Raw genomic sequence first — 25,238 nt, forward strand, 5'->3', positions numbered from 1 at the left:
GTTCAGCGACTCTCGTAAGCGACGTGTCCGCCGACGACCGTCGCACGCACGCGCGCCGGCAGTTCGTAGCCGAGGAACGGCGTATTGCGGCCCTGGCTCTTCAGCTTTTGCGGATCGACGCGCCATTCGCCTGCCGCATCGAACACGCACAGATCGGCGAGCGCGCCCGTCGCGATGCGGCCCGCGGGCAGCTTGAGCACATCGGCGGGGGCGCAGGTGATACGCGCGAGCGCCTTCGCGAGCGGCACGTTCGCCTCGCGCGCCCACTTCACCGTGAGCGACAGCAGCAGTTCCAGGCCGGTCGCGCCGGGCGTCGCTTCGGCAAAGGGCAGCAGTTTTTCGTCGTCGTCGAGCGGCGTGTGATCCGAGCAGATCGCGTCGATGGTGCCGTCCGCCAGCCCCGCGCGGATCGCGTCGCGGTCGCGCTGCGAGCGCAGCGGTGGATCGAGGCGGAATTGCGAATCGAAATAGCCGATATCGATATCCGTCAGATGCACATGATTGATCGTCACGTCGCACGACACGGCGAGACCTTCGGCCTTCGCTGCGCGCACCAGTTCGACGCCCGCCGCCGACGACAGATGCGACAGATGCACGCGCGCGCCCGTCACGCGCATCAGTTCGAAGATGGTATGCAGCGCGATGGTTTCCGCCGCCACCGGCACGCCCGACAGCCCGAGCCGCGACGCCACCGCGCCGCTCGCCGCCACGCCGCCCTTCGACATGAACGCGTCCTGCGGCCGCAGCCAGACGGTGTAGCCGTAGGTGGTCGCGTATTGCAGCGCGCGCTGCAAGGTGCGCGTATCGACGATCGGGTTATCCGCCTGCGAAAAGCCGATGCAGCCCGCCTCGGTCAGCTCGACCATCTCGGTGATGGCCTCGCCCTTGAGTCCCATGGTCAGCGCGCCGAGCGGATACACATGCGCCAGATGCAGCTTCTGCGCGCGGAACTTGAGCATCTCGACGAGGCCCGGCTCGTCGAGCGTCGGATCGGTGTCGGGCGGGCACACGAGGCTCGTCACGCCGCCCGCCATCGCGGCGGCCATTTCGGATTCGAGCGTCGCCTTGTGCTCGAAGCCCGGCTCGCGCAGCCGCGCGGACAAATCGACGAAACCCGGCGCGATGTGCAGCCCGGACGCATCGATGACCTTCGCCGCGTTGAAATCCGCGGGCGCCGCGCCGATGCCAACGATCCGCCCCGCCGCGATGAATACGTCCTTGCGCTCTTCCGTGCCCGCGATCGGGTCGATGATCGTGCCGTTTTGAATCTGGATCTTCATGTCGTCTTCTTCAGTCGCTGTTGCCGGCCACGATGCCCATCACCGCCATACGCACGGCGATGCCGAAGGTCACCTGATTCAGGATCACCGACTGCGGACCGTCGGCCACCTGCGAATCGATTTCCACGCCACGGTTCATCGGGCCCGGATGCATCACGATCGCATCGGGCGCGGCGAGCGCGAGACGCTCGGGCGTCAGGCCCCAGCTCTTGAAATACTCCTGCGCGGAAGGCAGCAGCGCGCCGCTCATGCGCTCGTTCTGCAAGCGCAGCATGATGATCACGTCGACGCCCTTCAGGCCTTCGTCGAGATTGTGATAGACGTGCACGCCCATCTGGTCGAGGTTGCCCGGCAACAGCGTGCGCGGCCCGATTGCGCGCACTTCCGGCACGCCGAGCGTGGTCAGCGCGTGAATGTCCGAGCGCGCGACGCGCGAATGCAGGATGTCGCCGACGATCGCCACGCGCAGCTTCGTGAAGTCGCGCTTGTAATGGCGGATCGTGTACATGTCGAGCAGGCCTTGCGTCGGATGCGCGTGCCGGCCATCGCCCGCATTGATCACGTGCACGTGCGGCGCGCAGTGCTCCGCGATCAGATACGGCGCGCCGCTCGACGCGTGACGCACGACGAACATGTCGGCGTGCATCGCGGAGAGGTTGTTGATCGTGTCGAGCAGCGATTCGCCCTTGCTCGTCGACGACGCGTTGATGTTCAGGTTCAGCACGTCCGCCGACAGGCGCTTGGCCGCGATCTCGAACGTGGTGCGCGTGCGCGTCGAGTTCTCGAAGAAGAGGTTGAACACCGACTTGCCGCGCAACAGCGGCACCTTCTTCACTTCGCGGTCGGTCACGCTCACGAACTGTTCGGCGGTATCGAGAATATGCGTGACGATGGCGCGCGGCAGCCCTTCGATGGTCAGCAAGTGCTTCAGCTCGCCGTTCTTCGTGAGCTGCGGATTGCCTTTGAGAAAGCCGTACCGGAATTTATCCGATGCGGGCGCGCTCGGATCGGCAGCGCTCTGAGGGGCGGTGTTCATGATGTTCCCGGATGATTCTTTGGAAAGAAGCGCAAAGCAGCCGCAATGTGCGCGTCAGTCCGCGCGCGGCTCGGTCGTGAAGGCGAGCGTGTGGTCGTCGCGGCGCGCGAGCACGAGATCCTCGTTTGCGGGCATTTCGACCGCGCCGCCGGTGAAGCGCGCCGCGATCGGCATTTCGCGCCCGCCGCGATCCGCGAGCACCGCGAGATCGATGGACGCCGGGCGGCCGTAGTCGTACAGCTCGTTGATCGCCGCGCGCACGGTGCGGCCCGTCGAGAGCACGTCGTCGATCAGGATGATGCGGCGGCCGTTCACGTCGAAAGGCAGTTCGGTCGGGCGCGCCTGGCTGTGCAGGCCCTTCTTCGCGTAGTCGTCGCGATGCAGCGCCACGTTCACCACGCCGAAGTGCGGCGCGTTCAGATCCTGCGCGAGCCGCTCGGCGAGCCACACGCCGCCGCTGTAGATGCCCGCCAGCACGGCGCCATCCGGCGCGGCAAGCGAGGGTCCGTACGCGGCGCGAATCTGGTCGACGAGCGCGCGATACAGCGCCTCGGCGTCAATGGAACTCATGATCGTCGGCAAGTCCGTCGAGATATTGTTGAAGGATGACGCGGGCGGCTTCGGCGTCGATTTCGTCGAAGCGGCCGCGCGCGTTGGTGCGCACGCCGCGTTCGCGCAAATCGGCTTTGGCGTCGACGGACGAGTAGCGCTCGTCCACCCATTGCACGGGCACGTTGAAACGGCCGTTCAACTGATTGCCGAAGCGCTTCGCGAGCGCGCTCATTTCATGGGGCGTGCCGTCGGGATGCATCGGCATGCCGACCACCACGGTGTCGGGTTTCCACTCATCGAGCAGCTTGCCCACTTCGACGAAGCGATATTCTCGATTGCGGTTTTCCAGGGTGGCGAGCGCACGCGCGTTCTTCGTGAGCGTATTGCCGACGGCGACACCAATGCGTTTCTCGCCGTAATCGAATGCCAGCAGCGTGGCTTCGCGGCTCATGCGTGCCCTGCTTCGCCGGACAACATCGAGCGCGACACGCCGAGCAGCGAGAGCGCCGCTTCGAGGCGGTCTTCGGCGGGCACGTCGAAGATGATGCGCGGATCGGCTTCCACCGTAAGCCAGCCGTTCTTCGCGAGTTCGTCTTCGAGCTGGCCCGCGCCCCAGCCGGCGTGACCCAGCGTGAGCAGAAAGCGCTCGGGGCCCTTGCCGCTCGCGACTGCCTCGAGCACGTCCTTCGAGGTGGTCATCGCGAGGCCGCCGGGCACGCTCATCGACGAACTGTACGGCTCGCCCTCGCCCGCTTCGTGCAGCACGAAGCCGCGCTCGGTCTGCACCGGACCGCCGAAGTAGACGGGCAAATGGACGAGCGGTTCGATCTCGAGCTTGAGATCGATGCGATTGAATAGCGACTGGAGATCGATGTCGGTCGGCCGATTGATGACGAGGCCGAGCGCGCCCTTCTCGGTGTGATCGCAAAGATAGACCACCGTTCCTGAAAACGTCGGATCCACCATGCTCGGCATGGCAATCAGGAACTGATTCGTCAAATTGATGCGATCGGAAGTCTTGGACATAATTCAGAATTTTAACAAAGGCGCTGCGAGATGGCCGACTTTGATGTGGGTCTGGTGTGGTTTCGGCGGGACCTTCGCGCGGCAGACAATGCTGCACTCTATCACGCGCTTACGCGGTGCCGTCGGGTGCTGTGCGCCTTCGTTTTCGATCGCGAGATTCTCTCGCCGCTCGATAAAAATGACCGCCGCGTGCCGTTCATCCATGCGAGCGTCGTCGAGCTGGATCGCACGCTGCGCGAGGCGGGCGGCGCGCTGATCGTGCGGCACGGTCATCCGGTTCACGATATTCCGGCGCTCGCGCGGGAATGCGGCGCGAACGCCGTGTTCGCCAATCGGGATTACGAGCCGGCGGCCAAAGTGCGCGACGAAGCCGTCGCGGGCAAGCTCGCGAGCCTGGACATCGCGTTTTTCAGTTTCAGGGATCAGGCCGTCTTCGATCATGACGATGTGATGACAGGCGCGGACAAGCCTTATACCGTCTTCACGCCGTACAAGCGCAAATGGCTCCAGACGCTCACGCCGGACGCGCTGAAGCCGTACGCATCCGAAGATCACCTGGACGCGCTCGCGAAACCGCCTGCGGGCGTGAAGCACGCGATGCCTTCGCTCGCCGCGCTCGGTTTTGCCGATGCCCACGGCCCCGCGTTTCCGGCGGGCGCGAGCGGCGCGTACGAACTCTTCGACGATTTCCGCGACCGCATGACCGATTACGGCCGCACGCGCGATTTCCCCGCGCTGAAAGGCCCGAGCTATCTCGGCGTGCATCTGCGGCACGGCACGATGTCGATCCGCGCGCTCGCCCGCACCGCGCACGACACGCAGCGCCACGGCGACAAGGGCGCGGAGACCTGGCTCGGCGAGCTGATCTGGCGGGAGTTCTATTTCTCCGTGCTGCACCATTTTCCGCACGTCGGCATGGCCGGAGATCATCGCGCGTTCAAGCCGGAGTACGACCGCATCCGCTGGGAGACCGGCCACGCGGCCGACGCGAACTTCGCCGCGTGGTGCGCGGGGCAAACGGGCTATCCGCTCGTCGATGCGGCGATGCGGCAGATCAACGCGTCCGGCTACATGCACAACCGGCTGCGCATGGTCGTGGCGAGTTTTCTGACGAAGGATCTCGGCATCGACTGGCGGCGCGGCGAGGCCTATTTCGAAGCGCTCCTGAACGACTTCGAGCTGTCGAACAACAACGGCGGCTGGCAATGGGCCGCGTCGAGCGGTTGCGACGCGCAGCCTTACTTCCGCATCTTCAATCCGGTCACGCAGTCGCGAAAATTCGATTCGGCCGGGAAGTTCATCCGGCATTACGTGCCGGAGATCGCGGCTTTGTCCGATCGCGATATTCACGCGCCGTGGCTCGCGAAACCGGACGCGCTCAAGGCCGCGAAAATTTCGCTCGGCGCGGAGTATCCGCAACCGGTCGTCGATCATGACGCCGCCAGAAAGCGCACCCTCGCGCGGTATGACGTCGTGCGCAAGCCCGGCGCGAAGCACGCCGCGCCGCCCGAGGACGATTAACGCGTGACCGGCGCCGGCTTTTCGATCATCGCGGTGAGCGCGACAATCGATCCGCGTCCTTCGGAAGGCGCAATGCCGGCCGCCGCCTGATGCAGCATCGAGCGCAGCATTTGCGCGGAGCGTTCGGGCACGGTGGCGTCGATGCCGCGCGTCGCGCCCTCCGCGCCGTCGGCATGCGGTTCGCCGTGATGCGCGACGCGCCGCCACGCGAGACCGAGCGTGTCCGCGAGCAGCGCGACGTGTCCGAGCCCCAGCGCGCACGCCGCCGCCCCGAGCCGGTGCGACGCATTCGCGGCGGACAACGCCGCCGCTTCGTCGACCATGCCGGTTTCGTTCGCCTGCGTGCCACGCTCGACCAGCGCGTCGATCGACGTTTCCGCGCTCTGCAGAAAGTCTTCGTAGGCAGCCGCGTTCACGCGCAGCACGCCGAGGTCGCGCGTTGCGGCGTCGCGCGAGGCTTCTTCGCCCGCCTGCGCCGCGCCCTCTTCCCACGCCGCTTCCGATGCCTGCGTTGCCGCGACATGCCACGCCACGGTCAGGCCGTAGTCGCGCAGCACGTCGACGTGCTCGGCATCTTCGGAGGTCGCGCCGTACAGCGCGAAATCGCGCCACAAAAGCGCAAGTGTTGCGCGCACCAGCGAGCGCGGCGCGTACGTCAGCGCATGCGCCTGATCGGCCAGCACGAGGTTGAAGCGCGCGTAGAGGCGTTTCGCATCGGCGATGTGGTCGAGTTCGCCGCCGTTGCGCTGCGCGCGTTCACGCAGCGCCCGCACCGTCGAAGACGCGAGCCGCCAGAAGTCGTAGGGATCGGCGCCGCGAAGTTCGTCGAGACAGGTGTCGAGGCGTGCGAAGGCATCGGCAGATTCCTCGGCCGGGCCGCGCAGGAGCTTGAGCAGCGTTTCCTCGTAATGCGCCCGCACGCGCGCGAGCCGCTCGGGTGCGATGCCGCGCAGCGTCGCCGGCGCAATGGCGCGGCCCGCGAGCGCGAGGTCGTCGTAGGAAACCGGCGCGACGCGCGTGTGCGCCGCCAGCAGCGCATGCAAGCCGCGATAGTGTTCGAAGAGCGCCGTCGAGCACGAGAGTTCGCGCAAGTTGCGGCGCTCGACCGCCGCGCGAAATGCCGCGAGCGCATCGGCGACGCGCGCATGACTTGCGTCCGACTCCTCGCCGAGCGGCGCGACCAGCGCGAGCGCCTCGGCGAAGCGCTGCGCGGGCAGCCATCCCGCCGAATGCAGCGCGGCGATGGCGCGTTTCAACGCGGCTCCGGTTTCGCCCTGGCGCTGGAACGCGTGCAGCGCGTCGGTCAACGCCATTTCGGCAAGTCGCACCGATCCGCCGCGCGGATTGGGCAGAGCTTCGAACGGAACGGGCAGATCGGGACGAGAAGTCATAACAAGCGCTCACAAACCGGTTCGCGGCGCGGCGATCGAAAGCCACCGTCGCACGCGGTTGAAATGCATCATCGACAGGCGGTGACGGAGATCGCCGCGCGCCATTCAAGCGTATGCCTTAACGGGCCGGTGCGGAAATCGAACGTACGCACCAAGGCATTTCGCACCTCGTTCGCCAACACCACGCGACGCCGGAGCCGCCGCAACAAACTCGCCTTACGCTGCAAAATCTGACCAATCGGGCACGCCGCACGGCGGCTGCCCATGCGCGTTCCCGCCTCGCCGCAGCCAAACGCGGTCCGCAAAAAACGCGCGCCGCATGACGCGAGTCATGCGGCGCGGCAGAACGACAAGATCAGATCTGAACCATCTCGAAATCTTCCTTGCGGGCTCCGCATTCGGGACAGGTCCAGTTGATGGGGACGTCCTCCCAGCGCGTGCCCGGCGCGATGCCCTCTTCGGGCAATCCCGCCTCCTCGTCGTAGATCCAGCCGCAGATCAGGCACATCCAGCTTCTGTATTCCATACTTATGCCGCGTCGATTGGTCGGTTGAAATTAGGACATGATGGTACCGTGTTGCCGTGTCGATGCCTAGCAAGCTGCCCACCCGGGGTGGTGTGCATCGTGACATCGGTCGAGACGGCCGTCCCGGCGAGCCCGCAACCCCAAGGCTAGCGCGCCGGAAAAAAGTGCGCAAAGAGAACTGGCGGGCGACATTAGGCCGCATAATCAGACATGACTGAGCGGGTCTTCGCTCGCGCGCCCGAAAGCGCGGACGAGTTCGCTCCGAGCCGATCGTTCACTCAAGCATCCAATATCATAATGTCCGCTTTTGCCATGACCGGCGACTCCCCACCGATCGTACTCACCTTCGGCCTTTCCGATCCCACGGGCGGATCGGGCGTACAAGCCGACCTTCTGACGCTCGCGAGCATGGGCTGCCACGGCGTGACCGTGCTCACCGGCTACGCGGTGCGCGACTCCGCCACCTGCGACGAAGTCACCGGGCTCGATCCGGACGTCGTCGCCACCCAGGCGCGCATGTTGCTGGAGGACATGCCGGTCGCCGCCTTCAAGATCGGCGCGGCGACGCGCGCGGAGCTCGTGTCCGCCATCGCCGAAGTCGTCTCCGACTACGACGACGTGCCGCTGATCCTCGCGCCCGATTTCACCCTCGACGACGAACACGTGCTGTCCGCCGACGAGCTTCGCGAATCGCTCGCCGATCTGCTCGTGCCGCAGACCACCATGCTGATTGCCGATCACGCCACGCTATTGCAGCTCGCGCAGCCCGACAGCGACGCCGAATCGCCGACGCTCGATTCCGCTATTTCCCACATCCTGGCGCAAGGCTGCGAGTACGTGCTGGCGATGGAAACCGGCACGCATCGTCACGTCAATACGCTCTACAGCGAGGAAGGACAAGTCCGGCAGGATACGTGGGAGCGCAGCGTGCAACGCATCATGGGCCTGACCGATACGCTCGGTTCGGCTATCGCCGCGCTGCTCGCGAATGGTCAGGAACCCGCCGAAGCCGCGCGCGAAGCGCAGGAGTACGTGTTCCAGGCCGCCCGCGCCGCTTTCCGGCCGGGCATGGGCGCCTATTTGCCGGACCGTTTTTTCTGGGCGCGTTCGAACGACACGGAGGAAGACGGCGAGGCCTCCGCGCTGCCCGACGATCCGCCGGGTCTGCCCGGAGAAGCCCGACACTAAAGCCGACGACGGAGGCGACGCGAGCGCATGCCATACCGACTGCCCCATCTGCACAAGCCCGGCCCGCAAGGCGCGATCCGCATCGGCTGCGCGGGCTGGGGTCTATCCGGCGCCGTCTCCGCGAGCTTTCCCCACGAAGGCACCCATCTCGAACGCTACTCACACGTGCTGACGTGCGTCGAGATCAACTCCAGCTTCTACAAACCACATCGCGAACAGACTTACGCGCATTGGGCGGAAAGCGTGCCCGAGTCGTTCCGCTTCTCGGTGAAGCTGCCGAAGGCGATCACGCATGACGCGCGCCTCGTCGATACCGAAGCGCTGCTCGACGAATTCCTTCAGACAGCCGGACAACTTGGCGACAAGCTGGGCTGCTGGCTCGTGCAACTGCCGCCGAGCCTGACGTTCGATCACGACATCGCGGAAGCCTTCTTCAAGGCGTTGCGCGAGCGCACGAAAGTGCCGGTGGCATGCGAGGCGCGCGAGCCCGGCTGGTTCACGGCGCACGCGGCGGCGCTGTTGAAGGCGCATCACATCGCCTATGTGGACGCCGACCCGATCCCGGACGAATGCGAGATCAGGCATCGCGCGGACACGTCGCTCGTCTATGTGCGGCTGCACGGCGCGACCGAACTCTACAAGTCTTCCTACGATTACACCTATCTCGACGATCTCGCCCGCACCTTGCACACGCGCGCGAAGAAGACGGCCGAAGTCTGGTGCATTTTCGACAACACAGCCGATGGCAATGCGCAGCCCAACGCGCTGCATCTGATGGAGCGGCTGCGGATTCATCACAAAGTCTGACGTTCTCGCTGGAGATCATCCGATGCATATGCCGGCAGGATTCGCTCGTCCGCTCGCGGCAACGCTCGCCGCGTTGCTGCTCTCATTCGCGTTGCCCGTTCACGCGCAAAATACCGCGCCGCCGCCCGGCGCCACGCCCGCCGGCGACGGTACCTTCCTGCTGACGATCTTCCTCAAGCATGACGAGTCGAAGACATTGCCGCAGATCAATCAGCAACTGAAGGAGCAAGGGTACTTCAAGCAGTTCCCGCCGCCGGGCGTCGAAGTGGTGTCGTGGTACGTGATGATGGGCATCGGTCAGGTGGTGACGCTGCGCGTGCCCGCGGACCGCCTGCGCGAAGTGAACCGCGCGATCGAGAGCACCGCGTGGGGCGGGTATCGCACGGAGTTCTATCCGACCTACGACTACAAGGCCGCCGCGCAGAAGTTGCGCGAGGAAATGAACAAATAGCCTTTGTATGGACGAAAAAAATCCCGCATTGCTGCGGGATTTTTTTCGCACGGCGCGAGCTTCTTTCGAAGCTCGCGCAATGTAATCGGGCCGAAGCCGAATTACATGTCCATGCCCATGCCGCCCATGCCGCCGGGCATGCCGCCGCCCATCGGAGCATCTTCCTTCGGCAGTTCGGCAACGGCTGCGTCGGTCGTCAGCAGCAGGCCTGCCACCGATGCCGCGTTTTGCAGCGCGGTGCGCGTGACCTTCGTCGGGTCGACGACGCCAGCTTCAACCAGGTCGCCGTACTCGCCGGTCGCCGCGTTGTAGCCGTAGTTGCCTTGACCAGCCGCAACGGCCGCCACCACGACAGAGGCTTCTTCGCCGCCGTTCGTGACGATCTGGCGCAGCGGCTCTTCCATAGCACGCAGGACGATGCGGATGCCCGCGTCCTGGTCCGAGTTCGCGCCCTTCACGCCTTCGACAGCCTTGCGAGCGCGGATCAGCGCAACGCCGCCGCCAGCCACGATGCCTTCTTCAACGGCAGCACGGGTTGCGTGCAGCGCGTCTTCGACACGTGCCTTCTTTTCCTTCATTTCGACTTCGGTCGCAGCGCCGACCTTGATCACCGCAACGCCGCCAGCCAGCTTGGCCACGCGCTCTTGCAGCTTTTCACGGTCGTAGTCCGACGTCGCTTCTTCGATCTGCTTGCGCACTTGCTTCACGCGCGCTTCGATGTTCACGGCTTCGCCGGCGCCATCGATGATCGTCGTGTTTTCCTTGCCCACTTCGATGCGCTTCGCCTGGCCCAGCTCAGCCAGCGTCGCCTTTTCGAGTGTCAGGCCGGTTTCTTCCGCAACCACTTGACCGCCGGTCAGGATCGCGATGTCTTCCAGCATCGCCTTGCGACGGTCGCCGAAGCCCGGAGCCTTGACAGCAACCGTCTTCAGGATGCCGCGGATGTTGTTGACGACCAGCGTTGCGAGCGCTTCGCCTTCGACGTCTTCAGCGATGATCAGCAGCGGACGGCCAGCCTTCGCAACCTGTTCCAGTACCGGGAGAAGGTCACGGATGTTGGAAACCTTCTTGTCGTGCAGCAGCACGAACGGGTTTTCCAGCACGGCGACTTGCTTGTCCGGGTTGTTGATGAAGTACGGCGACAGGTAACCGCGGTCGAACTGCATGCCTTCCACGACGTCCAGCTCGTCTTCCAGCGACTTGCCGTCTTCGACGGTGATCACGCCTTCCTTGCCGACCTTGTCCATCGCTTCAGCGATGCGATCGCCGATCGACGTGTCGCTGTTCGCCGAGATCGAGCCGACTTGCGCGATTTCCTTGTTGGTCGTGCAGGGCTTGCTGATCTTGCGCAGTTCTTCGATTGCTGCGGCCACGGCCTTGTCGATGCCGCGCTTCAGGTCCATCGGGTTCATGCCCGACGCGACGTACTTCATGCCTTCGCGAACGATCGATTGCGCCAGAACGGTAGCGGTCGTGGTGCCGTCACCTGCGTTGTCGCTGGTCTTGGAAGCCACTTCCTTGACCATTTGCGCGCCCATGTTCTGGAGCTTGTCCTTCAGTTCGATTTCCTTCGCGACCGAGACACCGTCCTTGGTGACCGTCGGGCCGCCGAACGAACGCTCGAGCACGACGTTGCGGCCCTTCGGACCCAGCGTGACCTTGACCGCGTTGGCCAGGATGTTCACGCCTTCGACCATCTTGGCGCGTGCGGTATCGCCAAAAGTGACTTCTTTAGCTGCCATATCCAAACTCCTTGATTCGATTCGGTTTGCTGGCTTCGCTCAAGCGCGCCCGAACGGGGCTGCGGCTCGATGGCGAAGCCGAACGTGCAGGAAGGATGCTTACTTGACCAGAACGGCCATGATGTCTTCTTCGCGCATGACGAGCAGTTCCTGCCCGTCGACCTTGACGGTCTGGCCAGCGTACTTGCCGAACAGAACGCGGTCGCCCACCTTCACGTCGAGGGCGTTCTGCACGCCCTTGTCATCGCGCTTGCCCGGGCCGATGGCCAGGACTTCGCCTTGATCCGGCTTTTCTGCCGCGGCTTCCGGGATCACGATGCCCGATGCGGTCTTGGTTTCCTGGTCCAGACGTTTGACGATGACGCGATCGTGCAAAGGACGAAGGTTCATACACACTCCTCTCTTGATTGAGACTGAAAACGCGGGAAAACCCATCCGTTGAGAATCGATCTCGCCGGACGGCAATCTTGTTAGCACTCTCGTGCAGTGAGTGCTAATTATATGGATCGAGTTTGACAATTTCAAGGAGGGAAGGAGCGGCTGTCGAGATTCACCTAATGTCGAGATTCACTTAACTTTGAACTTTGTTCATCCAACTCTGAACTCGTAGCCAGCATCCCAACCTGTAGCTGCACAGCCTTTTTCTCAACAAAAACAATACATTAGGAATTAGCTCGCACTTCTGCCATGTCCGCGCGCATGGTCTGACACCTGCGGTTATTTGCGGCCTCCCGCGTAAGCGTTGGGGTCATCGGTTGATGAAAGGGTAAACCCTAGCAATCGATACGCGCGTCTTGCTCACTTCCGAGTGGCTGGAAGCAACACGACGCGACCTGCAGCGGCCATCCTTTAGACATAAATGCTCCGCACCTCGGTTCGGTTGCTTGGCGGCTTTCTCACGAGCTATCCAACACGCGCAACAATGGTCGCGCTACACCGGTGACCCTTATTACCCCTGGAAGACCAGCTTCAATCGGCTTTATGACCTTCGCCCTTCCCCACTAAGCTACGCACCTGTTCGCTCGCCGCCAGCCTTTGGGCGCCAATGGGAGCGGATAGTTCACTTCCGCTGCGGCTTTCTGATCGATCATGGACGGACACTCACAAAGAACAGACCATTACAAATGATCGGAGTGGCTGTCGATTCGGCAGGGACACTTACACAAACAGAATTCGTTGGCCAAGAAGTGCCGAAAAGGACTGCCGCCCCAAGGAGTTGAGCGGCACGCCGACTAGATCTGGTCAGAGAATGTAAAAGGCGCTTGACGACCCAAAGAAGACGACGGCGAGCCGCCGAGCAGGCGACGGTTTCCGAGGGCAAGCAGCCATTCGTCGATCAACGGTGCTTTCGCCTCAGCTGCGTCCTTTGCACCGCTCCAGACCAAACGGAAACAATCTAACGGCAACCATGTCCTCGTTCGGATCGGCTCGCGAACATCCCTAGCTTCCAAGGCTGTTTGGAGCAAACGGTTATCGACAGGTGCTGTTCAACTGTGGGCGAGACCGCACAATGGTCATCAAACGCTGCCAGCCGCCCGGCGCGAGCACGCGTCCAAACCGTCCAATCCTTCCGTGCTTCGCGACCAAGTTCCGACATCGGATTTCTATTGCATTATGTCCGTACTTCTATAGTATGGTCGTAATTCAATGGAGCACCGCCTCTCTTCCAAGCTTGGGAAGACGAGGTCACACCTTTCTTGGGAGGAAACTAATGAACGACACGCTCAGCAGCTCTACCCGAACATCTGCGCCAGAAGTGCAGACGTTCGCTTCGTTGGGGCTCGCCGCGGCCGCTGATGCGATCCGCGCCGGTGAGATTACATCAGAGGCGTACACGACGGCACTGCTGCAGCAGGCCCGGTCGCACGCTGACCTCAGCGCTTTCATCACCATCGACGAAGACAGCGTGCTTGAGGCAGCGAATAACGCAGACAAGGCGCGGTCTGCGGGGGCAGAGGGCCCCCTGCTGGGTGTGCCAATCGGGGTGAAGGACAGCTACTTGACGAAAGGGCTGCGCACGAGCATCGGCCTAGATCAACTGGCGCGCTTCATTCCGACGGAAGATGCCGATGCGGTCCGGGCGATAAAGGATGCAGGCGCCTTAATTCTTGGAAAGAACAATCTCGTTGAGATGTCCTATGGGCTGACCGGACATAACGAACGCTATGGTCAGGTCAAAAACCCGCGCGCCCACAATCACGTCTCGGGAGGCTCCTCTAGCGGTTCTGCTGCGTCCGTGGCCGCCGGGATAGTACCCGCCTCGTTGGGCGGCGATACAGTCGGCTCGATCCGTGTGCCCGCGTCTCTCTGCGGCGTCGTTGGATTCAAGCCGAGCACGGGACGCTGGCCACGTCACGGCGTCGCTCCGATCTCCCACACTCTCGACACGACCGGAGTGTTCGCGCGCAACGTTGAAGACTGCATACTGATGGATCAGGTCGTCACCGGCGACAAGGTCGTGGAACCCGTCGAGCGAGACCCCAATCTGAGAGGAGTCCGACTGGCTTTTGCGCCGGGGCAGTTTCTGGGTTTGGTGGACCCGGAAGTCGAGGATCGTTTTCGTGAAGTAGTTCGGCGGTTGCGCGACGCGGGCGCGGAGATCTTTGAGATCGACCTCGGGGATGATTTCAATGCCCTCATCCAGACAACCACGTGGGGAATTTTCGCCCACGAGACCCAAGGCGCGATCTCTGAATTCCTCCGCCTGCACAATGTTCCGATCACATTCGAGGCGATTTATGAAAGCCTAAAGCCGCAGCTTCGTGAAGCGTGGGCGCACATCGTACTGCCGGGGGGCGCAGGTGCTACTTCACTGGAAGCCTATCAGACTGCGCTCCACGTGAGCCGTCCGGAAATCCACCGCCGTTTGAGCCAACTGTTCGCCACGCAAGGAGCACTTGCCATTCTGCAGCCGACGACGCCCTGCACGGCGCCTTCGATCGATGAGCAGGGCGCATTGCGCATCGCGGGCCAGGAAGTAAGCAATCTCGCCTTGGCCAACCACACTTTGTCAGCGAGCAGCGTGGGTCTGCCGGGTATCAGCCTCCCTGCGGGCGTGTCCCGCGCCGGCCTCCCGATCGGTCTTGAACTGGACGCCCCACTGGCACGCGACCAGGCGCTTCTGACGCTTGCCCGCCGGATTGAGACGGTCTTAGGCGTCCAGCCGCCGTCGCTCTGACGTACTCGTCCCCCTTTTTACAAACGGGTCAACCCCGAACAGTAGCGAACTCAGGATCGACAAATGGCCAATGTCCTGTACACCACACGAACCATCCCGATTGACCACGTCACAATCAAATCGTTAAAGCCATTCGAGGATGTTCGAGCCAGGCTCGAGGCCCTGGCGCCTCGCATTGATGACGGGATCTTCACACTTCTGCGATATGGTGAAAGCACCCTCGCGCTTCGAGAGTTGGAGGCATGTCCGCCACTCACTATTTTCGGCCAGCGTGACCACGGAGCGCTACTGGCTATTGCTGGACTGACGCGCCGATCCATCCAGTACGATATCGGCAATCCGCTCACCGCGTCGAAGATGACCCGTCATCAACTATCCGCGGGCCTCTATGCGCCCATTCGCGTGCTGTTGCGCGAGGACGGCGATGATGTTGTCGGTTTTGAGTATGATCGGCCAGCCTCCGTTTTCGGCCAGTTCGGCAGCGAGGAGGTCAATGCCGTAGCTCAGCAGCTTGATCGCGACCTCCGAGCCTTGTTGGAGGCGGCTGCTAATTAACGGCTGCGGGACACGAGTGGAGAGAAAATGCGTTTCGAAAAAGGTCACAAAGCCGCGACCCGGCAGCATATCCTCGAGGTCGCCTCGAAAAGCTTCCGGCGCGCGGGAGTTTCGGCTGCGGGCATCAGCGGGATCATGGGAGCGGCCGGCCTGACCAACGGCGCTTTCTATCTCCACTTCGCCTCCAAAGAGGAGCTCGTCCGCGAGGCAGTCGGAAGCGCGCTCGCGGAGAGGCAACTGGACCTCGAAGAGAAACTCCAAGCCGGCGCTGACCTTGAGAAAGTGATTCGAAGCTACCTAAGTCAAGCGCATCGCGAGGACCTGGCATGCGGTTGTCCTTCGGCAGCTTTGCTTCCGGAACTTGGTCGACACTCGGTGCCGATACGGCAAACCTATGAAAATGGATTGCGAAGCTTTGTTGCGACGTTGGCCGCATTGCTCCCAGACGCAGATTCGAAATCGGCGGATCGTCGGGCAGCTGCCATCTTTGCTCTCATGGTGGGCACCCTTCAGCTGGCGCGCGCCGTGCCAGACGCTGCACGCGCGGAGGAAATCCTGGAAGGCGGCGTCGAGGCAGCCCTCGTCCTTGCACGCGAGTCACAAGAATGAAGTATGCATGGCGGCGGCCCGACCCTCCTTAGCTGAGCCAGTGCAATGTGTGAGACCCACGGTGATCCGCAGATTGACGACCGGCAGCCGACCGACGTGAAGCGGCCGTTCGAGCATCCGCTTCGTGACAAGATCGAATGTCAGAAACTGGCCGACAGTCGCCTCACACAGCGGCCGGCCCTCCTCGTTCAAAGAGCCGCTCCTTATCACACTCTTTGGCAAGCATAACCATGTAGAGGTCGGCGGCAAGTGCTGAATGTGCCTCTCCGTCATCCACTCGCATTCAGCGCAAGCCTTCCGAGGATCGCTCACGGCGGCGGGCGACCCAGCGCCAACTGATTCCAATGCCGCTCGACACGGGTTGCATCGCGAACTGCCACTTGCCATAGTTTGCTGCAAATTCGCCCTCCGTTGATGTCACCCATGCTATCTGTGCTTCGTTAGGCGGCCTTCTATCGATTGCCACGGAAAGTAGTACAGCTGCAAGCTTTCGCGCGCGGCGCCGCACGCGTGGGATGTCGGGAATCTCTATTCCGTCCGCGATCTGCTTCAGCCCTTCGTGCGCATCGATGATCTCGGATTGCCTACTGCCATTGCAGTCTTTCGATTCCGTCAGCGCTGACAGGGCGTCGATCGCAGTCTTCAAATCCTTCATAGCAGTGGCCCGGCCCGCAGCGCGGTCATCGAGGCACCGAACCGCACTAAGGAGGAAGTAATCGTCAGACCTTCGATAGCTCATTCTGTCTCTGTTATCGCTTCGTTTTTGCGGCGTCTCGTATCGGACAAAAGGGAGGGACGATAAAGCGCTCAACCGCTCTCACCGTGAACAGCGGTAAAGCGTTGCATGCCCACGTTCCCGTTGCATTGCTCGATTGTCGACGATTTGTGATCTAACGTCGAACGTCTCAAACTTGCCGGGCAGCGTCCATCGTCGCCCAACTTCACGCTTCACACCTCGGTCTGTTCCGCCATCTCAAGCGCATCGTCGACCTCGATGCCGAGATACCGTACGGTGCTTTCAAGCTTGGTGTGCCCTAGCAGGAGCTGAACTGCCCGTAGATTCTTGGTGCGCCGGTATATCAGTGACGCCTTCGTTCGCCGCATCGTATGCGTTCCGTAGGCCGTATCGTCGAGTCCGATTGATCTGATCCAGCGATGGACCAGTCGAGCGTACTGACGGGTCGAGAGATGCAGGGAGCCGTGAATCCTGCTCTGAAACAGATAGTCGCCCGACGAAAGTCCCGCCGCCTGGATCCACGCTTCAGCGCTCGCGCGAGTCTGCTCTGTGATCTCGAACTGCACCGGCCGCTGCGTCTTCTGCTGCATAACGGTTGCCCGGGGCGCCACACGAGAGCCCAGACAGATGTCGGACACTCGCAACTTCGTGAGATCGCACGCTCGCAGTTTGCTGTCGATCGCCAAATTGAACATCGCCAGCTCCCGCGTCTTGCCCGCAAGCTGCAGGCGGATACGAATCGCCCAGATTTCCTTGAGCTTCAGCGGCGGCTTCTGCCCCGTCAGCCTGCCCTTGTTCCAAGGCACGCGGCGCGCGCCTACAACCTCAATCGCTTCCATGACTATTTCTCCTTTCAACGGAAGGAAAACTAGTCTGCGCCGATCATGGATGGACGCTGCACGACCCACTCCGGTCAGACGGCCTTCTCCGAAGCGGTCAGTCAGTCGAATCAAGGTTTTGCGAACTGGAGTGCCATAAAGCGGCCGTTGGCGACCTCACCTGATCGGCCACAACCGGCCGTTCGACACCTCGACCAGAATCACCGACAATTGAGCGACTTGGCCATTCACCATGCACCAATGTCGATCAACGTTTTGGGAACCGAGGGTTATGCCCAGCATGCCGAGGTTTTGGCTAGCGCATGGCAAGGGATTCGATTCGAAGACCACCACCGACCAGTTCTGCACCTGATCCCTGACGCACCGTCACGCATCCTCGATGTCGGAGCCGGCATGGGGCGCGACGCTGCCGCATTTGCATCGATGGGGCACGCGGTGTTGGCGGTTGAACCCGTCGACGAACTTCGGGCCGCTGCTAGGAACTTGTATCCGAATTCCAGCGTTGTCTGGCTCGACGACAGCCTGCCCGATCTCTGCCTCGTCTGCAAAAGGGCGAGCACGTTCGACGTCGTCATGGTTACGGCGGTATGGATGCACCTCGACGAAGTCCAACGTCGCCGAGGCATGAGCACAATCTATGATCTCCTGATCGATGGTGGCGTCGTCATTTTGTCGTTGCGCCATGGGCCGTGCCCGGAGGGACGGCGCATGTTCGACGTTTCCGCGGCGGAGACGATCGAACTCGCCGAAGGCCTTCGTCTCAAGCTTCTGCTCAACGTACCCAGCGGCTCGGTCCAGCAAGGAAACAGGACCATGGGAGTGACCTGGACGCGCCTTGCTTTCGGGAAGTGAAAGCCTGTGTGGTGGCACCTACCCGCCACGGGCGGACGATCGACGACAGCAGGAAAATCGCTGAAAATCTCGCATCGCAGGTCCGAGTGCAGTTCACCTTACAAGGTGTTGTCACGACAAATGGCCATCCCGGCGAATCCCGGCTGTTCAGAAACGCCCACTCATCGACTCGTTATCATCGAGGGCATCATGGGTTCGGGCAAATCCACAACGATGCGATTTATCGCCCAGAGCCTGCAGGTCTCGGGGCAACTTGCATTGCCGATACATGAGAGGACGGAGCCGCACCCGGTGCGAGCGACGGACGAACTTAAACACTGGTTCGAGCCGTGGAGGGATGCGACACCCCAAGACCTTGCTGATCGCGCGCTGACCAGATGGGCTGCCTTCGTCAAGGCGATACAAACGGAGACACCAATCGCGGTAATGGACGGTCAATTGTTTCATGGAGACCTGACCCACCTGCTGCTGATGGACGCCGAGCCGGCGCTGATCTCTGACTACGTGAGCGCGTGGACCGCAATCATCGCGCCACTCAATCCGTTCGTTCTCTACCTTTGGCAGCAAGATGTGGAAAAGGCTATACGGACCGTTTTTACTGAGCGCGGCCCGGACTGGATTGACTATCAAGTCAATTGGAAGCTTGGCGGTCCATACTGCGTTCGCAAAGGTTACCGAGGAGTGGAAGGGTTGATCTCGCTATACCGGGATTACCGACAAATGACCGACGATCTGTTTGACCAGCTACCGCTGGCCAAACTCGCGATAGAGAACTCTAGACGAGACTGGCCAGCCTACGAGAGTCAGATCCTGAACTCTTTGCAATTGCGGGGTCGGGCGTAGTCAGCGAGGCGTCTTTTCCATAACGCAGACGTCTCACCGGGAGACATGAAAGATGGCCTCGAAAAGCATACGCCGGGCAACGGCGGATGACGTACCCATACTTACACAGGTACGAAACGATGCGCATGCAAAAAAGGTCACGTACCGCGACTACGCGTGGGGAAAAGACGGGGACGGGTTTTCCGAAAACTGGGTGCGAAACAATGTCTCTCAAAAGGAAGTGTATGTCGTTGAACTGGAAGGCACTTTAGTCGCAACGTTTTCGCTCGTCCTAGATGAAGACGGGCATTGGGGAGAGCAAGACCCGATCGCCGGCTATATTCATGGTCTTTCTGTCCGGAAGGGCTTCAACGGACGGGGACTCGGCAGCTTCATGCTTGATTGGTGCGGTAACAAAATCAGCGTCTTGAATCGGCGCTTTATTCGACTCGACTGCGCCGCCGAGAACGCAAGGCCGTGCGCATACTACGAGTCGCTTGGATTCATCCGCGCAGGGCGGTACGTCGAGCCAGGAGGCATCGGCTATGTATGGTCCCTCTACGAAAAGGAGGCGAAGCCGCTGCGCGAGCGGCGAGCGGCGAGCGGCGAGCGGCGAGCGGCGAGCGGCGAGCGGCCAGGCTTTTGATAACAACTCCGGACCGGCGTGTCCTCCTGTTTCGTTTCGTTCATAGGTCTGGCGCACTCGCGGGGCAAACCTTTTGGGCGACGCCGGGCGGCGGTCTGGAACGTGGGGCGACGTTTCCGGATGCAGCGATACAACGCCGCGGCGGTCCAATGATTTCTTGCTAAGGTTTTTCCCAGGCGCAATTGCAGGCTTCTCGATAACATTCCAGCTAATGGCAGCAAAAACCAGCGAGAGCAAGAGCGCAAATGGAAAGCATGGATGGGCCGCGCCTGTGCGCCGCAAGCCCGGCCACGAGTCGCGTCGACGGCCGACTGTAAAGAAGAGCGACGCGTTCTGCAGTCGGAACGGGCTTGCGCACTCGAATCGCCCGGTCATCGCTTGCTCGCGACCGTCGTCGACGATGATTGGCCGCGCCGTGTCACGCTCGGAAGTGTTGCTTCAGGACATCGACGATTCGGCCCGAAGCCAGTCCATCGCCATAAGGCGACACGCCCCGCGCCATGCGCTTGTACTCGGCGGGATCATCGAGAAGCCGTTGAACGCTGGAGACGATCTCGTCGAAGTCGGTCCCTACGAGCTTCACCACCTCATGCTCGACCGCCTCGGGACGCTCGGTCTCGCGGCGCAATACCAGCACGGGCTTGCCTAGCGCAGGCGCCTCTTCCTGCACGCCGCCCGAGTCCGTCAGGATCAGGTATGCCTGTTTCATCGCGGCGACGAAGGGCAAGTAGGACAGCGGCTCGCAAAGCATAATGCGCGGATGGTCGCCCAGATGTTCGTAAGCCGGATCCCGCACATTCGGATTGGGATGCACAGGATAGAGAATGTGCGTATCTTCGTTGGCGTCGGCCACCGCCCTGATAGCTCGCAGGATGTTCCTGAAGCCTTCGCCAAAGTTCTCCCGGCGGTGCGACGTGACGAGAATCAGACGGCGATCGCCTCGATAAGGCACTTCCTCATCGCAGCGTCCGGCCACATCCAGGAGCGCGTCGATGACGGTATTGCCGGTCACAAAGATCGAGGCGTCGTCGACGCCTTCCCCGAGAAGGTTTTGCCGTGAGCGCTCCGTCGGCGCGAAATGCCAGCGCGCGAGCCGGCTGGCCACGACTCGGTTCATCTCTTCCGGGAACGGGTTGTCGAGATCCCCGGTTCGAAGTCCTGCTTCGACATGACCGAACGGGATACGCCGATAGAAGCACGCGAGCGCGGCCGTGAGCACGGTCGTGGTATCGCCTTGAGCGAGCAGGACGTCCGGTTTCTCCTCTTCGAGGACCTGATCGAGTCGCGTGATCAGACGCGAAGTCAGCTGCGGCAAGGACTGGTTCGGCTGCATGATGTCGAGATCGACATCCGCATGGATCTTGAACAGATCGAGCATCTGATCCAGCATGCCACGGTGCTGCCCAGTCGCGAGCACGCGACACTCCGCCCAATTTTCCTTCTGGAATCGCGCGATGAGCGGCGCCATCTTGACCGCTTCGGGACGCGTCCCAACTGTTACTAAGACCTTGCGTTTTTTCACGACGATTCCGTTTAAAAACAAACGGTGGTGACGAGCAGGGCCGGTCAAGCGTTCTTGCAGGCCGGCAGACCTGTCACGGCCCCGTATCTTGTGACGAAGCGATGCTCCGATCATGCCCTCGAAAAGACCACGGGCAAAACAATTCAACTGGTTTCGCGAGCGGTTTATGCACGTCCGTGAACCCTTCTCGCGCCTTCTGAAACCATGCCAGGCAAAGCCAACGGAAGATGATACTGCCGACGATGTAACGGGCGACGCCCAACAAATCGGGGATCGCGCCATTGACCAGCACGACACGCGCGTGCTCGATGATAAACGTAAGAGGATTGGCAAGAATCATGCGCGGAATGCGGGCGCCAGACTGTTCAGCAAGTAAAAAGATCGGCGACAGGAAGATCAGCATCGAAGAGAGCAGTCCGGTCACATAAGTATGATTACGAATGTAGACGCCGGTGACGGCGAAGAGCCAGCCCACTCCGGCGGTTACCAATACGACAGCGATGAAGATCACCGGCAGAAAATCAACGGTCCAGTGAATTTTTCCATATATATGCGCCGCGAACTCTGCCAACACAGTGAAACTCATCAGGAAGTGAAACGTTTCCGACGCCCACGGAAATTCACGGAATAATTTCCAGGAGAAGCCTATTTTCGTCACGTAGTCGGGAGTCGATGTAATGATCGTCGGTGCCTGTTGGGGTCTCGCTGAGTGCAGATTCCCACCAGCCCGGCGATGCGGCGCTTTTCGTTCCGCCGCGGCAGCGTCGTCATCACGCTGTAAACCACGGATTCGACGATGTTTTCAGACTGCGCTTTTTCATCGGCCCGTGCGAGGGCACTACAATTTGTGTCTGCCGTTGTCACAAATTTCGGATCCACCGCCTCATGCCCATGCCGTCGCCGCGCCTTGTTTTCGCCTCTCTCGGACTGATCGCCCTCGCCGCCTGCGGAGGGCGCAACGCGGTCGCGCCGAGCTATCAACAGGAATTGTTCAGCACCGGCGCGAGCCCGTTCGCGCACAACTTCGACGCCACCGTCAATGAAACCTGCGAGGCCGCGCGCCGGGCGCTGCTGTCGCAGGGATTTCTCACGACGATGGGCCAGCCCGACACCGTCGATGCCACCAAGAACTTCCAGCCGAGCGCCGAGACACACGTCGCCGTGTCCTTTCATGTGGTCTGCACGCCGGGCGAGAACGCGACGAACCAGAGCATCGCGTATGTGAATGCCGTGCAGGACGGCTATGCGCTCAAGAAAAGCGATACGTCGGCGAGTGTCGGACTGAGCGTGCTCGGCTCGCTCTCACTGCCGATCCGCTCGAACAGCGACGCGATGGTCAAGATCTCGAGCGAGACCGTGCCGGCGGGCAAGTTCTACGACCGTTTTTTCAATCTGATGGGCCATTACCTGAACACGGTGCCGCGCAGCGCGCCCGTCGCCGCCGATGAAGTGAAGAGCAAGCCGCTCGCGCCGTCGCTCATCGTCAACTCGCCGGAACTCACGCCGACGCCGATCGTCGTGCAGACGCCCGCCGCCGCGACCGCGATTCAGGCGTCGGATGCGGTCGCGGCGGGCGCGTCGGCGGCGGAGGCGGCAGCGGCCGCAGCGCCATCGGCCGCAGCGCCATCGGCGCCACGCACCACCGCCACGCAATGACTCACATCGTCGGTCAGTTCGGCACGTTGACGGCGCCGCCCGTCACCGTGATGGCATTCGCACCCGGATCGGTTGCGATCGGCGGCAGGTTCGATACCGAAAGCGCCGGCGCCGAGCCCGCCGTGCCGCCCCGCGCGACCGTGCGTACCACTTGCGAAGGCGGCAGCGGCGCGTTGCTCTTCAGGTGATTCCACATCAGGTTCAGCGCCTGAATGTTGTAGTAGTGGACCGGAATGAAGCGCGTGTCGAAGCCGGCCACGCTGAGGAACGCGTCGAAATGCTGACCGTTCGTGATCTCGTAGAGCGAAAGCTGGCTCTTGCTTCCTTCCGCGACGCGATTCGCGCCGAGATACGGGCGCGACGCGTGATTGATCGGCACGAGCGCATCCGCGCGGCCCTGCACGATGATCGCGGGCTTGCCGCGCAGGTTCGCGTTCACGCGGATCGCGTTCACGCTGCCCACCATCGTCGCATTGCCGTCGGTCCATAGCGAGCGCAGGCACGCCGCGCCCGCGTAGCTCGCGTCGGGCGTCGCGAACCGATGATCCGCCGCACCCGTATTCCCCGCGTTGTAGACGAGGTTGATGCCGTTGGTCGGCGGCACGCCGTTGCCGTTGCCAAAGAGCGTCGGCATCGGCGAGATGATCGGCGTCACGCCCGCTGCCCCAGTCGCCGCGTTGGTCGTGCCGAAGCTGAAATTGCACAGGTTGTCGAGCACGCTCGCCTTCATGTAGGCGTCGGCATAGGTGACGGCCACCGCGGGCACCGCTTGCGAATCCCACATCGGCGCCTGGAGCGTGTCCGAGTCGGTCTGGTAGCCCGCCTGATGCAACTTGTTCAGCGCGTCGGTCGCCTGCGTGACGGTGCTACCGCTCGCGATGAACCCGTTGACAGCGAGCGTCGCACAGCGCGCCGTGCGGATCGCGTTGGTGGTCGCCACGGGCAGCGCCGTCAGATAAGGCGCACCGGCCGCGGCGGGCGCGAGCGCCGCGCACGGTTGCAGCAGATTGGCGAGCGTCATGTAATCCGCGAGCGGCCGCCCGAACGAGCCGACCGGCACGCCGCCTTGCCGCACCGAAACCTGCGACGGCAGGTTCAGGTTGATCTGCGGCTCGCCGACGACCACCGCCGTGATCCAGCCCTCGGTATCCTGCTCGGCCGCCGCCAGCGACGCGCCGCCGCCGTTGCTCACCGATGCCGCGATCGTCGTGATGCTGCCTGTGTTGTAGCGCACCTGATGCGTCGAACCGCTGACCGGGCCGAACATGTCGTTGAGCGCCCAGTACGCGAACTGGATCGCCTGCAAGGTGTTCTTGCCCCAGTCCTTTTCCGGGTTTTGCTGCGAATGCGCGTGCTTGTACGCGTAGCGATTCGGGAATGCCGAATTGAACGACGACAGCGCCGATGCGTCGACGTTCGCCTTGAAGATCGCCTTGGTCCCGGCGATATTCGCGTTGGCAAGCGTGCCGTCGATCATCGTGACGAGATTGGTCGCGAGTTCGTGGCCGCCGTTGCCGCTGCCCTTGTCGGTGTAGGCAACCGCACAGCCGCGCTTCAGGCCCCACTCGCCCGCGGCCGAGATCGCGCCGTAGACGCCACGCGATCCCGACGACGTCGCGGTGACGATACACGGCTGATCCGGATTGAAGCTTGCCGGAATCTGCACGAGCAGGCTGACGTTCTGCGTGCCGCTGCCATCGTCGGCGTAAGCGATGTATTCCTTGCCCGCGATCTTGCCCTCGCCGAGCGTGTCGTTGCCGTTCAGATCGACGTTCGGGCCCCAGAACCGGCCGTAGCCGCCGTTCGCCGTCATATCGACGAGCGCACGATAGTTCGAGTAGATGGCGAGGCGCCGCAATTCCGCTGCCGTCGGCGCTGCCGGATTGGCGATGCCCGGCGCGCTCGCCGACGCGAGGCCCGTCTTGCCGAGACCGGCGGTCAGCAGGTCGTCGGACGTGCCGTCGTAGGTCTGGGTGTTGACCGAGCCGGAGACGAAGCTCGGCAAGGTGTTCGTCGGCTGGCCGCTGCTGTTGTCGTCATCGCCGCCGTGGCATGCGGCGAGCGTCGCTGCCGCGAGCACCGCGAACGCGCCGAGCGCGGCCGCGCGCGACACGTTCTGCAAAGCCTGCGATCTCTGGAAACGCGCGATTCTTTTCATTGTCAGTCTCCGCCATCCGTTTCGATTGAGTGGAGCAACCCGCGACGTGCGTCCACAGCGCAAGTATCGCGCTGTATCAGGTCAGCGAAAAGTCGCGGCGAATGCGCCAAACGACAACGGGCTCCGGCGGGAATGCCGGAGCCCG

General features: G+C 62.4%; 25 protein-coding genes. 11 read left to right on the top strand and 14 right to left on the bottom strand.

Features of this window, described 5'->3' with window-relative positions; all coding sequences use genetic code 11:
- Positions 1-2 precede the first annotated feature (2 nt).
- The 5 genes from NK8_RS11050 to NK8_RS11070 are packed head-to-tail and all read right to left on the bottom strand — an operon-like array spanning position 3 to position 3,894.
- Positions 3-1,280: a dihydroorotase gene (locus tag NK8_RS11050; protein WP_213226357.1), complete on the bottom strand. Its 1,278-nt coding sequence runs from the start codon at positions 1,278-1,280 to the stop codon at positions 3-5.
- A gap of 10 nt (positions 1,281-1,290) precedes the next feature.
- Positions 1,291-2,316, bottom strand: coding sequence for an aspartate carbamoyltransferase catalytic subunit (locus NK8_RS11055; protein ID WP_162066216.1), 1,026 nt, complete (start codon positions 2,314-2,316; stop codon positions 1,291-1,293).
- A 54-nt stretch (positions 2,317-2,370) separates the two neighbouring features.
- Positions 2,371-2,886, bottom strand: coding sequence for a bifunctional pyr operon transcriptional regulator/uracil phosphoribosyltransferase PyrR (gene pyrR, locus NK8_RS11060; protein ID WP_213226358.1), 516 nt, complete (start codon positions 2,884-2,886; stop codon positions 2,371-2,373).
- Positions 2,873-3,319 (bottom strand): Holliday junction resolvase RuvX, encoded by a 447-nt coding sequence (ruvX, locus tag NK8_RS11065; RefSeq protein ID WP_213226359.1) that lies wholly within the window; start codon positions 3,317-3,319, stop codon positions 2,873-2,875. Before ruvX ends, pyrR begins: the two co-directional genes overlap by 14 nt.
- Entirely contained in the window at positions 3,316-3,894 is a 579-nt protein-coding gene (locus tag NK8_RS11070; protein WP_061176673.1) for a YqgE/AlgH family protein, read from the bottom strand. Before NK8_RS11070 ends, ruvX begins: the two co-directional genes overlap by 4 nt.
- Positions 3,895-3,924: 30 nt before the next feature.
- Here NK8_RS11070 and NK8_RS11075 point away from each other — a divergent pair, with 30 nt between their 5' ends.
- Positions 3,925-5,415 (top strand): deoxyribodipyrimidine photo-lyase, encoded by a 1,491-nt coding sequence (locus tag NK8_RS11075; protein ID WP_213226360.1) that lies wholly within the window; start codon positions 3,925-3,927, stop codon positions 5,413-5,415.
- On the opposite strand, the gene NK8_RS11080 is transcribed toward NK8_RS11075, so the two are convergent.
- Together NK8_RS11080 and NK8_RS11085 are read right to left on the bottom strand one after the other, a co-directional pair.
- The gene (locus tag NK8_RS11080; RefSeq protein ID WP_213226361.1) at positions 5,412-6,806 is read right to left on the bottom strand and encodes a hypothetical protein; all 1,395 of its coding nucleotides are present in this window, start codon (positions 6,804-6,806) and stop codon (positions 5,412-5,414) included. The genes NK8_RS11075 and NK8_RS11080 overlap by 4 nt on opposite strands.
- A gap of 355 nt (positions 6,807-7,161) precedes the next feature.
- Complete coding sequence (locus NK8_RS11085) at positions 7,162-7,332, bottom strand: rubredoxin (protein WP_025527884.1); 171 nt, start codon at positions 7,330-7,332, stop codon at positions 7,162-7,164.
- A 312-nt stretch (positions 7,333-7,644) separates the two neighbouring features.
- Between NK8_RS11085 and NK8_RS11090 the strand changes: the two genes are divergently transcribed.
- The 3 genes from NK8_RS11090 to NK8_RS11100 are packed head-to-tail and all read left to right on the top strand — an operon-like array spanning position 7,645 to position 9,778.
- On the top strand, positions 7,645-8,520 hold the full coding sequence (locus tag NK8_RS11090; protein WP_162066857.1) for a hydroxymethylpyrimidine/phosphomethylpyrimidine kinase: 876 nt from the start codon (positions 7,645-7,647) through the stop codon (positions 8,518-8,520).
- Between the two features lie 27 nt (positions 8,521-8,547).
- Positions 8,548-9,327, top strand: coding sequence for a DUF72 domain-containing protein (locus tag NK8_RS11095; RefSeq protein WP_213226362.1), 780 nt, complete (start codon positions 8,548-8,550; stop codon positions 9,325-9,327).
- 22 nt (positions 9,328-9,349) lie between these two features.
- Complete coding sequence (locus NK8_RS11100) at positions 9,350-9,778, top strand: hypothetical protein (protein WP_213226363.1); 429 nt, start codon at positions 9,350-9,352, stop codon at positions 9,776-9,778.
- A 101-nt stretch (positions 9,779-9,879) separates the two neighbouring features.
- Here the strand turns inward: NK8_RS11100 and groL are convergent, their stop codons facing one another.
- Positions 9,880-11,520 (bottom strand): chaperonin GroEL, encoded by a 1,641-nt coding sequence (groL, locus tag NK8_RS11105; protein WP_061176679.1) that lies wholly within the window; start codon positions 11,518-11,520, stop codon positions 9,880-9,882.
- Between the two features lie 99 nt (positions 11,521-11,619).
- Positions 11,620-11,910: a co-chaperone GroES gene (locus NK8_RS11110; RefSeq protein ID WP_035500852.1), complete on the bottom strand. Its 291-nt coding sequence runs from the start codon at positions 11,908-11,910 to the stop codon at positions 11,620-11,622.
- Between the two features lie 1,321 nt (positions 11,911-13,231).
- Between NK8_RS11110 and NK8_RS11115 the strand changes: the two genes are divergently transcribed.
- The 3 genes from NK8_RS11115 (at position 13,232) to NK8_RS11125 (ending at position 15,862) form a co-directional block, all read left to right on the top strand.
- Positions 13,232-14,698: an amidase family protein gene (locus NK8_RS11115; protein ID WP_213226364.1), complete on the top strand. Its 1,467-nt coding sequence runs from the start codon at positions 13,232-13,234 to the stop codon at positions 14,696-14,698.
- Between the two features lie 63 nt (positions 14,699-14,761).
- Positions 14,762-15,253: a DUF302 domain-containing protein gene (locus NK8_RS11120; RefSeq protein WP_213226365.1), complete on the top strand. Its 492-nt coding sequence runs from the start codon at positions 14,762-14,764 to the stop codon at positions 15,251-15,253.
- 27 nt (positions 15,254-15,280) lie between these two features.
- Entirely contained in the window at positions 15,281-15,862 is a 582-nt protein-coding gene (locus NK8_RS11125) for a TetR/AcrR family transcriptional regulator (protein WP_213226366.1), read from the top strand.
- 283 nt (positions 15,863-16,145) lie between these two features.
- Here NK8_RS11125 and NK8_RS11130 read toward each other — a convergent pair whose 3' ends face one another.
- Together NK8_RS11130 and NK8_RS11135 are read right to left on the bottom strand one after the other, a co-directional pair.
- On the bottom strand, positions 16,146-16,517 hold the full coding sequence (locus tag NK8_RS11130) for a hypothetical protein (protein WP_213226367.1): 372 nt from the start codon (positions 16,515-16,517) through the stop codon (positions 16,146-16,148).
- Between the two features lie 293 nt (positions 16,518-16,810).
- On the bottom strand, positions 16,811-17,437 hold the full coding sequence (locus NK8_RS11135) for a tyrosine-type recombinase/integrase (protein WP_213226368.1): 627 nt from the start codon (positions 17,435-17,437) through the stop codon (positions 16,811-16,813).
- 240 nt (positions 17,438-17,677) lie between these two features.
- On the opposite strand from NK8_RS11135, the gene NK8_RS11140 reads away from it, so the two are divergent.
- The 3 genes from NK8_RS11140 to NK8_RS11150 all read left to right on the top strand — a co-directional run bounded on the left by NK8_RS11140 (position 17,678) and on the right by NK8_RS11150 (position 19,757).
- Positions 17,678-18,289 (top strand): bifunctional 2-polyprenyl-6-hydroxyphenol methylase/3-demethylubiquinol 3-O-methyltransferase UbiG, encoded by a 612-nt coding sequence (locus tag NK8_RS11140; RefSeq protein WP_213226369.1) that lies wholly within the window; start codon positions 17,678-17,680, stop codon positions 18,287-18,289.
- 120 nt (positions 18,290-18,409) lie between these two features.
- Complete coding sequence (locus NK8_RS11145; RefSeq protein ID WP_225936164.1) at positions 18,410-19,132, top strand: hypothetical protein; 723 nt, start codon at positions 18,410-18,412, stop codon at positions 19,130-19,132.
- 52 nt (positions 19,133-19,184) lie between these two features.
- Entirely contained in the window at positions 19,185-19,757 is a 573-nt protein-coding gene (locus tag NK8_RS11150; RefSeq protein WP_213226370.1) for a GNAT family N-acetyltransferase, read from the top strand.
- Positions 19,758-20,175: 418 nt separating this feature from the next.
- On the opposite strand, the gene wecB is transcribed toward NK8_RS11150, so the two are convergent.
- Positions 20,176-21,279 (bottom strand): non-hydrolyzing UDP-N-acetylglucosamine 2-epimerase, encoded by a 1,104-nt coding sequence (gene wecB, locus NK8_RS11160; protein WP_225936251.1) that lies wholly within the window; start codon positions 21,277-21,279, stop codon positions 20,176-20,178.
- 73 nt (positions 21,280-21,352) lie between these two features.
- Complete coding sequence (locus tag NK8_RS11165) at positions 21,353-21,937, bottom strand: ABC transporter permease (RefSeq protein ID WP_213226373.1); 585 nt, start codon at positions 21,935-21,937, stop codon at positions 21,353-21,355.
- A 227-nt stretch (positions 21,938-22,164) separates the two neighbouring features.
- Here NK8_RS11165 and NK8_RS11170 point away from each other — a divergent pair, with 227 nt between their 5' ends.
- On the top strand, positions 22,165-22,935 hold the full coding sequence (locus tag NK8_RS11170; RefSeq protein ID WP_213226374.1) for a DUF2242 domain-containing protein: 771 nt from the start codon (positions 22,165-22,167) through the stop codon (positions 22,933-22,935).
- Between the two features lie 13 nt (positions 22,936-22,948).
- Here the strand turns inward: NK8_RS11170 and NK8_RS11175 are convergent, their stop codons facing one another.
- Complete coding sequence (locus NK8_RS11175) at positions 22,949-25,093, bottom strand: D-(-)-3-hydroxybutyrate oligomer hydrolase (RefSeq protein ID WP_301549857.1); 2,145 nt, start codon at positions 25,091-25,093, stop codon at positions 22,949-22,951.
- Positions 25,094-25,238 lie beyond the last annotated feature (145 nt).

Source organism: Caballeronia sp. NK8 (assembly GCF_018408855.1).
Taxonomy (GTDB): domain Bacteria; phylum Pseudomonadota; class Gammaproteobacteria; order Burkholderiales; family Burkholderiaceae; genus Caballeronia.

Bases quoted from the DNA above. Each gene is read 5' to 3' on its own strand.
- NK8_RS11140 (WP_213226369.1), top strand. From the start codon at position 17,678: ATGTCGATCAACGTTTTGGGAACCGAGGGTTATGCCCAGCATGCCGAG.
- NK8_RS11095 (WP_213226362.1), top strand. From the start codon at position 8,548: ATGCCATACCGACTGCCCCATCTGCACAAGCCCGGCCCGCAAGGCGCG.
- NK8_RS11115 (WP_213226364.1), top strand. From the start codon at position 13,232: ATGAACGACACGCTCAGCAGCTCTACCCGAACATCTGCGCCAGAAGTG.
- NK8_RS11085 (WP_025527884.1), bottom strand. From the start codon at position 7,332: ATGGAATACAGAAGCTGGATGTGCCTGATCTGCGGCTGGATCTACGAC.
- NK8_RS11090 (WP_162066857.1), top strand. From the start codon at position 7,645: ATGACCGGCGACTCCCCACCGATCGTACTCACCTTCGGCCTTTCCGAT.
- NK8_RS11145 (WP_225936164.1), top strand. From the start codon at position 18,410: ATGGCCATCCCGGCGAATCCCGGCTGTTCAGAAACGCCCACTCATCGA.
- NK8_RS11135 (WP_213226368.1), bottom strand. From the start codon at position 17,437: ATGGAAGCGATTGAGGTTGTAGGCGCGCGCCGCGTGCCTTGGAACAAG.
- NK8_RS11050 (WP_213226357.1), bottom strand. From the start codon at position 1,280: ATGAAGATCCAGATTCAAAACGGCACGATCATCGACCCGATCGCGGGC.
- NK8_RS11080 (WP_213226361.1), bottom strand. From the start codon at position 6,806: ATGACTTCTCGTCCCGATCTGCCCGTTCCGTTCGAAGCTCTGCCCAAT.
- ruvX (WP_213226359.1), bottom strand. From the start codon at position 3,319: ATGAGCCGCGAAGCCACGCTGCTGGCATTCGATTACGGCGAGAAACGC.
- groL (WP_061176679.1), bottom strand. From the start codon at position 11,520: ATGGCAGCTAAAGAAGTCACTTTTGGCGATACCGCACGCGCCAAGATG.
- pyrR (WP_213226358.1), bottom strand. From the start codon at position 2,886: ATGAGTTCCATTGACGCCGAGGCGCTGTATCGCGCGCTCGTCGACCAG.
- NK8_RS11175 (WP_301549857.1), bottom strand. From the start codon at position 25,093: ATGAAAAGAATCGCGCGTTTCCAGAGATCGCAGGCTTTGCAGAACGTG.
- NK8_RS11075 (WP_213226360.1), top strand. From the start codon at position 3,925: ATGGCCGACTTTGATGTGGGTCTGGTGTGGTTTCGGCGGGACCTTCGC.
- NK8_RS11120 (WP_213226365.1), top strand. From the start codon at position 14,762: ATGGCCAATGTCCTGTACACCACACGAACCATCCCGATTGACCACGTC.
- NK8_RS11055 (WP_162066216.1), bottom strand. From the start codon at position 2,316: ATGAACACCGCCCCTCAGAGCGCTGCCGATCCGAGCGCGCCCGCATCG.
- NK8_RS11150 (WP_213226370.1), top strand. From the start codon at position 19,185: ATGGCCTCGAAAAGCATACGCCGGGCAACGGCGGATGACGTACCCATA.
- NK8_RS11100 (WP_213226363.1), top strand. From the start codon at position 9,350: ATGCATATGCCGGCAGGATTCGCTCGTCCGCTCGCGGCAACGCTCGCC.
- NK8_RS11070 (WP_061176673.1), bottom strand. From the start codon at position 3,894: ATGTCCAAGACTTCCGATCGCATCAATTTGACGAATCAGTTCCTGATT.
- NK8_RS11170 (WP_213226374.1), top strand. From the start codon at position 22,165: ATGCCCATGCCGTCGCCGCGCCTTGTTTTCGCCTCTCTCGGACTGATC.
- NK8_RS11110 (WP_035500852.1), bottom strand. From the start codon at position 11,910: ATGAACCTTCGTCCTTTGCACGATCGCGTCATCGTCAAACGTCTGGAC.
- NK8_RS11125 (WP_213226366.1), top strand. From the start codon at position 15,281: ATGCGTTTCGAAAAAGGTCACAAAGCCGCGACCCGGCAGCATATCCTC.
- NK8_RS11130 (WP_213226367.1), bottom strand. From the start codon at position 16,517: ATGAAGGATTTGAAGACTGCGATCGACGCCCTGTCAGCGCTGACGGAA.